The organism is Thiobacillus sp. SCN 63-57 (genome assembly GCF_001725555.1).
GTDB lineage: Bacteria > Pseudomonadota > Gammaproteobacteria > Burkholderiales > Thiobacillaceae > Thiobacillus.
On record NZ_MEGP01000045.1, the window covers coordinates 1 to 10,213 of the forward strand.

Here is a 10,213-nt window from a genome sequence, read left to right on the forward strand (position 1 = left end):
TTCGGTACGCGACGACAGGTCGGCGTTGCCGGAGGCGATCTCGCGTGAGGCGACGGCGATGGTCTCGGTGCCGTGACGCACCTGGCCTACGATGGTCACCAGGCTGGCGTTCATGTCTTTGAGCGCTTGCATCAGCTGGCCGACTTCATCCGTGGAGTGGATGTCGATACGCTGCGTCAGGTCGCCTTCGGCCACGCCTCGCGCAAGCTTGACCGCTGCATCCAGCGGACGAGTGATGGCGCGGATCAGGATGAAGCCGAACCAGGCCGCCAGGGTCAGCCCCAGGGCGATGGCTGCGATGGCGATCACCCGGCTGCTCTCGTAGCGGCTGCGGGCCACTTCGAATTCATGCTTGGCGACCGCACCCTGCAATTCGATCAGTTTGAACAGGGTTTCGCGGGCAGCCGAAAACTTCGGGGCAGCATCCTTGGAGGCGTTTTCCTTGGCCGTATCGAAGTCCGATTCCATCGCCAGCTTCATCGTGACATCGCGCGAGGTCGTGTAGGTTTTCCATTGCGTATTGAAGCTGTCCGCCAGCGCCTTCTCGTCCGGGGTCATGGCCGTACGCGTGTATTTGGCCCAGAGCTTGTTGATTTCCACGTCCAGCTGCTGCGTGTCCGTATTGGCCTTGATGGCCACATCCGCCCAGGGCGCCGTGGCGGCAACCGTGGCGTTGGTCCGGGTCCGGTTGGCCATGTCGATGATGCGACCCAGATCCATCAAGGGAACGGTCCGATCCTCGTATACGGTTTTCAAGCCTGAATCGGTTTTACCCATACCGCTCAGCCCGATCCCGCCGATCACGAGCAGCAGCGCCGCCATGAAGGAAATAAGGATGGTCAGGCGCGACTTGATGGTAAGGTTCCCGAACATTGCAGACTCTCCAATTGATTTGTTATGTAGGTATGGTTGTACGATTGATCAGGCTGCCAGCTTCTCGATCAACCCCATTTCGGCGCTGGACATCAGCTTGTCGATATCCACCAGGATCAGCATGCGTTCGTCGAGCGTGCCAAGGCCGATGAGATAGTCCGTATCGAAGGTCGTCCCGATTTCCGGAGCGGGTCTGATCTGCTCCGGCGTGAGCGTCGTCACGTCGGACACGCTGTCCACCACCATGCCGACGACCCGCCCGCCAATATTCAGGATGATCACCACCGTGAACTGGTCGTAGGTCGGCGTGCCCAGGTCGAACTTGATGCGCATGTCGACGACCGGCACGATGGTGCCGCGCAGGTTCACCACGCCTTTGATGAAGTCGGGCGCATTGGCGATCCGGGTCACCGGCTCGTAGCCGCGAATCTCCTGCACGCGCAGGATGTCGATCCCGTACTCTTCGCGGCCTAGGGTGAAGGCCAGGAATTCGTTTCCGGTACTTTCCCCGGCAGCCTCCATGCTGGTCTGTGTTTGCGTGGTATACGACATGATTCTTGTCCTTAAAATCTGGCCTTAGAAGAAAACAGGATCCGCGTTGAGCTGGCGGCTCGATCGCAGCAGGGCGGACACGTCGAGAATCAGGGACACGCCCCCGTCACCGAGGATCGTGGCGCCGGAAATCCCGGCCACCTTGCGGAAATTCGATTCCAGGTTCTTGACCACGACCTGCTGCTGCCCGACCAGGCTGTCGACCAGCAGGGCCGCTTTCTTGCCGTCGGACTCGAGGATGACGATGATGCCCTGCGAGGGATCCTCGAACCGGGGATCGATCGCGAAGATCTGATACAGCGGGATCAGCGGCAGGTATTCCTCGCGGACCTTGACCACCTTGCCCTGGCCGGCGACTTCCTTGACGTCCACCGCAGCCGGCTGCAGCGATTCGATGACGTAGCCCAATGGCAGGATGTAGATCTCCTCGCCGACCTTGACCGACATGCCGTCGAGAATCGCCAGCGTCAGCGGCAGGGAAATGGCGATCGTGGTGCCGGTGCCCGGGATCGAGCGAATGTCGACCGTCCCGCCCATCGCGGTGATGTTGCGCTTGACGACGTCCATGCCGACCCCGCGTCCGGAAACGTCGGTCACCACTTCCGCGGTGGAGAAACCGGGGGCGAAGATCAGCTGCCAGACATCGGCATCGGGCATCGTGTCCGATACCGGCAGGCCTTGCGCTTTGGCCTTGGCGAGGATCCTGTCGCGGTTCAGTCCGCCGCCGTCGTCGCTCACCTCGATCACGATATTGCCGCCCTGGTGCGCGGCCGACAGGACCAGCTTGCCGGCTTCAGTCTTGCCGTTGGCCTTGCGCCTGTCGGGCATTTCGATGCCGTGGTCCACGCTGTTGCGAACCAGATGGGTGAGCGGATCGACGATGCGCTCGATCAGGCCTTTGTCGAGTTCGGTGGCGGCACCCCGCGTGACAAACTCGACCTTCTTGCCGAGTTTGGCGGCCAGGTCGCGCACCATGCGGGGGAAACGCGAGAACACGTAGTCCATCGGCATCATGCGGATCGACATCACGGCTTCCTGCAGATCCCGCGTGTTGCGCGCCAACTGGCCGGCACTGTTGAGCAGCCGCTCGTGATGCAGCGGATCGAGTGCTGCGATGCGCTGTTCGATCATGGCCTGGGTGATGACCAGTTCGCCGACCAGGTTGATCAGCTGGTCGACCTTCTCCACGCTGACACGGATCGAGGACGACTCCTGGCTGGCGCCTTCCTTGTCGGTGGCGCGACGGCCGTAGTTCTTGACCTCGCCTGCAGCCACAGCCGCGGCCGCATCTGCCACTGGGGTGGACGCTTGCGGAGCCACAGCGGAGCCCTTCTCCGGTTCGAAGATTCCATAGCCCGGATCTTCGACGGGCGTGCTGGGTGTGGCGCCGGCGGATGCTGCTGCAGGCGCGGCGTCATACGTGATCTTGAGATCGTCCGGATCGAGCACGAACGAGCAGATGGCGACGATGTTGTCCTGGCTCTCGCCGGTGGTCAGGATGAACACGGCGCGCTTGTCGTCCAGGGTCTCCTGTTCGATCGTGCCGAGCAGACCGAGCTCGGCTGCCAGCGCGTCGATATCCTTCTGCGGCACCTCGGGCAATTCGATCCGGAAACGGCAATTGCCATCCGCATCCATGACCGGGGCCGCCACGGGCTCGGGCGCCGCGGCGGCGGGCGACGGGCTCGCTGCGGCAGGCGGGGCGTCGGCCACGATTCCTTGCGACAGGGCCTTCAGCCGCTGGCAGACATTGTCGACCGCGGCCTGGTCGACGCTCGAACCATGATGATGGCCATCCATCTGCATGGTCAGCACATCCTTGGCCACCAGGAAGGCATCCACGTGCTCGGGGGTCAGCGCCATTTCACCCTTGCGGATGCGATCGAGCAGCGACTCCAGCATGTGGGTGACTTCGGTGATATCGGTGAACGCGAACGTGGCGGCACCTCCCTTGATGGAATGCGCGGCGCGGAAGATCGCATTGAGATCCTCGCTGTCCGGTGCAGACACGTCGAGAGCCAGCAGAAGCTTCTCCATTTCGGCAAGCAGCTCGTCTGCCTCGTCGAAAAACACCTGGTAGAACTGGCTCATGTCAATTGTCATTTTTGAACTCCGTCATGTTTCACTGCGTACCCTGTCGTCGAGTCTTCAGCCGATCAGCTTTTTCACCACTTCGGTCAGACGCGTGGGATCGAAGGGTTTGACCAGCCATCCGTTGGCGCCCGCTGCCCTGCCCATTGCCTTGATGTCGTCGCCAGACTCGGTTGTCAGCATCAATATCGGCACACTCTGGTAATTCTTCATGGCACGTAATGCCTTGATCAGGCTCAAGCCATCCATACCGGGCATATTCTGGTCGGTCAGTACCAGATCGACGGTCTGCTGCTTCGCCTTGTTCAGGCCGTCTTCGCCGTCGATGGCCTCGATCACGCCATAGCCGGCCGCCTTCAGACTGAAGGAGAGCATCTGGCGCAGCGAACCCGAGTCATCCACTGCAAGTATTGTTTTCATCGTCATTGCTCCTGCTACTTTCGTTAGCGGGACAGGCCCGCGCATTTCGTAATCTCAAAACAGTTCGATGTCGCCGCTTTCCATGTGGCGCTGGTTGACCGTGCTGCGCACCGTCCCGGCCAGTTCGCTGCAGCGTGCCCCGACCCGGTCGCTGATGCGATTCAGCATGACCAGCATTTCCTCGCTGCCGCTTTCCGGCAGATCGGCCGCCCCGTTCGTGCCAAGCTCACCGAATACGTCGCGCAATCCCGCCAGGTGCTGCACCATCCGGCCGATGAGCTGGCTGGTCATGTCCTGGAACTGCAAACCCGTGACGGCGGCACCGACATGCTGGCCGATTTCTTCGCGCAGCGTCTCCAGACGCGCAGCCTGCTCGGGCGCCGGTTCTCCGGTTGACAGCATGCTCTTGAGGGTTTCCTGCTGCAGGTCGATGGCGTGGTGGATCGCCATAAAACTGGCGCACAGCTTCTTGATCGCTTCGTTCAGCAACACGTCCATCTGCACCAGATCACGCTCGACCTCGGCCAGGTGCTGGTCCCCGTGCGTGGACACGCCAGACAGCAGGCGCATGACCTGGGTTTCCATCAGGTCGGGTGCGGATTCCCGGGAAAGCATGCCCATGCTCACAGGAACTTGAAGAGCGACAGGCTGGAGGTTTGCGCGAACGATTTCTGCGCGGCTTCCAGCGTCGTCTGCTGCCGCGACAGATCGGTCAGCGCCTTGGTGTAATCGAGATCCTGCAAACCTGACAGGGTCTGGCTGTACTGGAGGTTCTTGCTGGTGCCGGAATTGTCGAGCGACGTGAGTTCCTGCATGCGCGTACCGACCGATGCGCGTACCGTGGACACGTTGTCCAGGGCCGCTTGAAGATCGCTGTTGGCGGTCGTCAGGGTGGTGCTCAACCCCGTGGTTCCCGGCGTGTTCAATTGGGTGATGAGGTCGTTCAGGGTCTTGAACATATCCTGCCCCCCTCCCTGGAACACGCCTTGGCCCGGGCTGCTGACCGCCATCTGGCGCGTGGCGTCGACCTGGATCAGGCGCTGTCCCTGGTCGCCCTGGTACTGCACGCCGGAGGCGGTTTGGACAAAGGGCGGCGTCGAGGTCTGAAAGCCCGAGAACAGATAGTTCCCCTGGCCGTCGCGGGTATTCGCCAAGCCCATTAGCAGGTTGAGGCTGCTTTGCAGTGCGGTCGCGATGGAAGCACGCTCGCTGTCGCCCAGGTTCGGGTTGCCGGCCGAGATCGCGGTGGTCTTCACTTCCTGCAACAGATCCGTCACGCTCGACAACGTACCGTCCACGGCGGCGAGCGAGTCTTTTGCATAGCCGCGGTTGGTGCCGTACTGGGTATTGAGCGATTGCGACTGCGTCACTTCGAGCGCCCGCGCCGCCGCGACGGGATCGTCCGACGGCGTGAGGATGCGGCGATCGGCGGCAACCTGCTGCTGCGTCTTGTACAGGGCGGCCTGCGCGTCGGCGATGCGGGCGGCGCCATTGTCAAACAGGGTCTGGGTACTGATGCGCATGATCTTTATTGTCCAATCGAGAGCAGAACATCGAACAACTGGCTGGCAATCTGCATGACCTTGCCGGCCGCCTGGTAGGCCTGTTGATAACGCAGCAGATTGGCCGCCTCCTCGTCGAGGTTGACGCCCGACTCGTTCTGCGCCGAGAGCGTGGCCTGGGAAAGCAGATTGCTGGCCGCGGTGCTGGTCACTTCGAGTTCGCGGGTCTTGTTGCCGATCTCGCTGACGAACTGCGAATACGCGCCCTGATAACTGGTGGTGCCGTTGCCCAGCGTATTGCTGGTCTGCAGGTCGCCCAGCAGCAGAGCATTGCGGCTGTCGCCCACGCCGCCGGTATTGGATGCCACGGTAAAGCTGTCGCCTGCGGCCGGCGTGCCGCTGATGCTGGTACTCCAGCCGTTGTAGCTGATCGTTGCGCCGGGCGTATACGTCAGGCCCGTCGGGTTGCCCGTTCCCGTGCCCGTCACGTTGTAGGTCGTGGCGGACGTGAACGTGATCGTGACGGGCTGCTGCAGATTGGCATTGGGTGGAGGCGGCGTGTTGACGCTGCCGGCGCCGATGGTGCCGGTACCGGTATTGCCGCTGGTCGCGGCGGCACGGATCGGTGCTGCGGCGGCGAGCAGGGCCGGATCGCTGATCGCCACGCCGATGCCGGACGCGCCGTTGACGGTGGGACGGATCAGGAAGCTGTCGCCCGGATCGGGCGCGGTCGACACGTTGATGGTCACGCCGTCCACGGTCTGCGGCAGGGCGGCGGGTGCGAAAGTCGTCGCGGTGTTGTCGGACAGGCGGGTCAGCGTGTAATTGCTGCCGTCGTACTGCAAGCGGTAGTCGCTGGTGGTCAGGGCACCGGCATCGCTGATGCTGGCGGTCACGACGGCCGACCCGGTATTGCCCGTACTGGCGTTCACCACCGGCGAGGCCAGCGTGAACAGGGCGCCGCCCAGGTTGCCGTTGAGGTCCTGGCCGAGGCTGTGTTGGGCGTTGACGGTGCTGGCCAGCCCGATGGCAACCCGACCCAACGCGTTCTGTGCCGGTTCCAGCGTCTTGCTGCGGAACTCGGCCAGGCCGCCCAGCTGCCCCCCCACCAGGCTCGATTCGCTCAGGGGGATGGTGCTGCCGCTGCTGGACTGGTAGGCCACCACGATTTTCGAGAGATCGGTCGCGGACGCCACGCTGACCAGTTTTGACGTCGTCGTGCCCACCACCAGCGACTGGCCGTTGCCGATGAATACGTTGTAGGAACCGTCGCCCTGCTTGACGACCGTCGCCTTGATTTCCTTGTTCAGATCCAGAACCAGCTGGTCGCGCTGATCGAGCAGATCATTGGGGGGCTGGCCGGTCGCCCGCTGGGCCTTGCCGATCGAATCGTTCAATTGCGCTATCTGCTGGGCATAGCTGTTGATGCTGCTGACGCTCGACTGGATCTGGCTGTTGACGCCCTGGCTGATTTCATTGAGTTGCCCGGCCAGGCTCTGGAAGCGTCCGGCCAGCGCATCGGCTGACGACAGAACGGCCTGGCGCGCGGGAACGTTCGACGGATTCGAGGCCATGGCCTGGATGCCGCTGAAGAAATCCTGCAGGGACGGCGACAGGCCGGCGGTCGGGTCGGCCAGCATGTTGTCGATCTGCTTGATCTGCGTGTAGTACGTATTGAGGCCGCTTTGCGAAGCCTGGGCGGACTGCACCTGCACGCCCAGATATTCGTTGTACACGCGTTGAACCGTGGATATCTGGGTGCCCTGCCCCATGAAGCCGAAGCCGAAGTTCTGCGGCTGGGCCGCGCCTTGTATGACGACCTGTCGGCTGTAGCCTGGCGTCGACGCGTTCGCGATGTTATGGCCGGTCGTGCTCAGTCCTGCCTGTGCGGCAGCGAGGGCGCTCTGACCGATACTGAGAATGCTGGTAGCCATCTATCTGGTCGCCAAGGTTATGAGGGAAGGAATATAAATACGCTTGATAGGTGAATCGGTCGGCCTGTGCTTTTCTTGAGTCAGGTCGTTTCTACCATCCGGATCACGCCCATCAGCTTCTGGGCGTAGCCCGGATCGGTGGCGTAGCCCGCCTGCTGCAGACCCTGTGCGAAACCGGCGGCATCCTGGCCTTGTGCGATCGCGTTCTGATAGCGCGCATTGCCGCGCAGCAGGTTGGCGTAGTCGCGGAAGGCGTCGGCATAGGAGTCGTAGGCGCGGAAAGTGTCCACCTGCTTCTGCGGCTTGCCGTTGACGTATTCAGTGGTGACGATGTCGACGGTACGGCCTTTCCACGACCCGCCCGCCTTGATGCCGAACAGGTTATGGCTGTTCTGGCCGTCGGCCCCGCGGATTTCGTTGCGGCCCCAGCCGGTTTCCAGTGCGGCCTGTCCCATCATGAAGCTGGCGGGAATGCCGCTGCTGGCGCTCGCCGCCCGGGCGTGCGGCAGCAGCTTCTGCACAAAGGCATCGACATGCGGAGGGTTATCCCCGCTGCGGGTGGCGATCGGGGCTACCGTTTGCGTTGCCGGGCTGGGCGCAGGCACTTCCCCGGGCGCCTGGACACGCAGCGGCGGGGCATTCAATTCCATTCCCTTTTGTGGGGGATTCAGGGGCAGGCCGGCCGGCGTGGTTCCATCGGACGACGCGCCATCGACACCGGGTGCATTCAGGGTGCGCGAAAGCTGGCGCACCATCATGTCAGCCAGGCCGATCCCGCGGCTGGCAAGCTTCTGCGTCAGCTGCTGGTCGAGCATCGCGGTGTACATGCGGGTCTGTTCGGAATCGAACATGCCGTCCTGCGGCGACGCCTCGCGCATGCTCTTCATCAGCATGTTCATGAACACCGCCTCGAACTGCTGCGCCGCCGCCTTCAGTGCTTCGGGCGAGGACTGCTTCGCCTCCAGCTTGAGCTGGCTGACGCCCTGGACGTCGAGCGCGAACTTGGAGGTGAGGTCGGCGCCGCCAATCATTCAGATGATCTCGAGTTCCGCATGCAACGCGCCGGATGCCTTCAGAGCCTGCAGGATGGCCAGCAGATCCTGGGGTGTCGCGCCGATGGAATTGAGTGCCTTCACCACGTCGGCGAGCGATGCGCTGCCCTTCACCAGCATGACTTCGCCCGGCTGCTGGCGGATTTCGATCTGCGACTGCGAGGTAACCACCGTCTCGCCCTTGGAGAACGGCGCAGGCTGGCTGATGACCGGCTGGGTATTGATGATCACCGACAGGTTGCCGTGCGACACCGCACTGGGGTCGAGCATGACCGCCTGGTTCATCACCACCGAGCCGGTACGCGCATTGATGATGACCTTGGCCATGGCCTGGGCCGGATTGACGTCGAGGCTCTCGATCGCGCCCAGGAAGGCCACGCGCGCATCGTCGCCCACCGGCGTCTTCACCTGGATGACACGCCCGTTCAGCGCGCGCGCGGTGTCCTTTCCGAAGCGGGCGTTCACCGCATCGACCACGCGGCTGGCCGTGGTGAAATCGCTTTGCATCAATTCAAGATTGATGGTGCCGGATGCGCCCAGCACCGTGACGACGCTGCGTTCCACGGTCGCGCCGCTCGGGATGCGCCCCACGCTCAGATGGTTGATCTGCACCTTGCTGCCGCTGGCCGACGCGCCGGCACCGCTGACCACGAGGTTGCCCTGGGCCATCGCGTAGACCTGGCCGTCGGCGCCCTTCAGCGGCGTCATCACCAGCGTGCCGCCGCGCAGGCTCTTGGCGTTGCCCATCGACGACACCGTGATGTCGATCGTCTGTCCGGCCTGGGAAAACGGCGGCAGATCGGCGGTCACCATCACCGCCGCCACGTTCTTCAACTGCATGTTGGTGCCGGGCGGCAGGTTGACGCCCATCTGCATCAGCATGTTGGTGATGCTCTGGGTGGTGAACGGCGTCTGCGTGGTCTGGTCGCCGGTACCATCGAGGCCCACCACCAGGCCGTAGCCCACCAGCTGGTTGTCGCGCACGCCCTGGATGGTGGCGATGTCCTTGATGCGTTCGGCCTGAGCGACGCCGCTCAGGGCAAGCGCAGCCAGCAGAAACAGAGACGGAATCCTCATGAGGGCCACCATTTACAAGGGAATGAAACTGAGGAAAAAGCGCGCCAGCCAGCTCATCACTTCGGCCGAGTCGAACTTGGCGCTGGAGCGGTATTCGATGCGCGCGTCAGCCACTTTGGCCGACGACACGGTATTGCCCGCCTGGATGGTGTCGGGCTGTATCACACCGGACAGGCGGATGTACTCGGTGCTCTTGTCGAGCGCGATCTGCTTTTCGCCGGCGACCACCAGATTGCCGTTCGGCAGCACCTCGGTCACGGTGACGGTGATGTTTCCGGTGAAGAGGTTGCTGGAGTCGATCGCCGACTTGTCGTCGTACGAGGTCGACGAATCGGCCTTCACGCCGGCGCCCTGGAAGGTCTTGAGCGGCAGCCCGGCGACGGCGCTGATCGACGAATCGACCGCGCCGGTCTTCGACCCGTTGGACGACGCCTTCTTGCCGGCCTGCGTCTTCTCGTTGATGACGATGGTCAGCACGTCGCCGACGTGGCGCGCGCGCCGGTCTTCGAACATGGGGGTATAGGAAGCGACCTGGTAGATGGCGCCATTGCCGGCCGCCTGGGTGGGCAGCGCCTGCGGACGCGCCGTGGTGGGCTGCTGGATGATGGACGACGGCGTGGTGCCGCAGCCCGCCAGCCCCAGCAGCATCCCGACACATCCCACGATACGCGACATCTTCATGGCCAACCTCAGAGCTGGGTCAGGCGCTGCA

10 protein-coding genes are annotated in these 10,213 nt (G+C 63.1%); all 10 read right to left on the reverse strand.

Annotated features, from left to right (window positions below; genetic code table 11):
• The coding region (locus ABT23_RS14030; protein WP_296636595.1) for a methyl-accepting chemotaxis protein at positions 1 to 873 on the reverse strand (873 nt) is incomplete at its 3' end.
• Between the two features lie 48 nt (positions 874 to 921).
• Complete coding sequence (locus tag ABT23_RS14035) at positions 922 to 1,425, reverse strand: chemotaxis protein CheW (protein WP_296636597.1); 504 nt, start codon at positions 1,423 to 1,425, stop codon at positions 922 to 924.
• 24 nt (positions 1,426 to 1,449) lie between these two features.
• Complete coding sequence (gene cheA / locus ABT23_RS14040) at positions 1,450 to 3,528, reverse strand: chemotaxis protein CheA (protein WP_296636600.1); 2,079 nt, start codon at positions 3,526 to 3,528, stop codon at positions 1,450 to 1,452.
• Positions 3,529 to 3,573: 45 nt separating this feature from the next.
• Positions 3,574 to 3,936 (reverse strand): response regulator, encoded by a 363-nt coding sequence (locus ABT23_RS14045; protein ID WP_018507828.1) that lies wholly within the window; start codon positions 3,934 to 3,936, stop codon positions 3,574 to 3,576.
• 54 nt (positions 3,937 to 3,990) lie between these two features.
• Positions 3,991 to 4,551 (reverse strand): chemotaxis protein, encoded by a 561-nt coding sequence (locus ABT23_RS14050; RefSeq protein WP_296636604.1) that lies wholly within the window; start codon positions 4,549 to 4,551, stop codon positions 3,991 to 3,993.
• Positions 4,552 to 4,559: 8 nt separating this feature from the next.
• A complete protein-coding gene (gene flgL, locus ABT23_RS14055) occupies positions 4,560 to 5,459 on the reverse strand; it encodes a flagellar hook-associated protein FlgL (RefSeq protein WP_296636607.1) in 900 nt (299 codons plus the stop codon).
• A 5-nt stretch (positions 5,460 to 5,464) separates the two neighbouring features.
• Positions 5,465 to 7,372, reverse strand: coding sequence for a flagellar hook-associated protein FlgK (flgK, locus tag ABT23_RS14060; RefSeq protein WP_296636610.1), 1,908 nt, complete (start codon positions 7,370 to 7,372; stop codon positions 5,465 to 5,467).
• Between the two features lie 80 nt (positions 7,373 to 7,452).
• The gene (gene flgJ / locus ABT23_RS14065) at positions 7,453 to 8,403 is read right to left on the reverse strand and encodes a flagellar assembly peptidoglycan hydrolase FlgJ (RefSeq protein ID WP_296636614.1); all 951 of its coding nucleotides are present in this window, start codon (positions 8,401 to 8,403) and stop codon (positions 7,453 to 7,455) included.
• Positions 8,404 to 9,501 (reverse strand): flagellar basal body P-ring protein FlgI, encoded by a 1,098-nt coding sequence (locus ABT23_RS14070; RefSeq protein ID WP_296636618.1) that lies wholly within the window; start codon positions 9,499 to 9,501, stop codon positions 8,404 to 8,406.
• Positions 9,502 to 9,513: 12 nt separating this feature from the next.
• On the reverse strand, positions 9,514 to 10,213 hold a 700-nt coding region (locus ABT23_RS14075), incomplete at its 5' end, for a flagellar basal body L-ring protein FlgH (protein ID WP_366366987.1).

Excerpts from the sequence above, each read along its gene's own strand:
- cheA (WP_296636600.1), bottom strand. The coding sequence starts at position 3,528 with ATGACAATTGACATGAGCCAGTTCTACCAGGTGTTTTTCGACGAGGCA.
- ABT23_RS14050 (WP_296636604.1), bottom strand. The coding sequence starts at position 4,551 with ATGCTTTCCCGGGAATCCGCACCCGACCTGATGGAAACCCAGGTCATG.
- ABT23_RS14070 (WP_296636618.1), bottom strand. The coding sequence starts at position 9,501 with ATGAGGATTCCGTCTCTGTTTCTGCTGGCTGCGCTTGCCCTGAGCGGC.
- flgL (WP_296636607.1), bottom strand. The coding sequence starts at position 5,459 with ATGCGCATCAGTACCCAGACCCTGTTTGACAATGGCGCCGCCCGCATC.
- flgJ (WP_296636614.1), bottom strand. The coding sequence starts at position 8,403 with ATGATTGGCGGCGCCGACCTCACCTCCAAGTTCGCGCTCGACGTCCAG.
- flgK (WP_296636610.1), bottom strand. The coding sequence starts at position 7,372 with ATGGCTACCAGCATTCTCAGTATCGGTCAGAGCGCCCTCGCTGCCGCA.
- ABT23_RS14035 (WP_296636597.1), bottom strand. The coding sequence starts at position 1,425 with ATGTCGTATACCACGCAAACACAGACCAGCATGGAGGCTGCCGGGGAA.
- ABT23_RS14045 (WP_018507828.1), bottom strand. The coding sequence starts at position 3,936 with ATGAAAACAATACTTGCAGTGGATGACTCGGGTTCGCTGCGCCAGATG.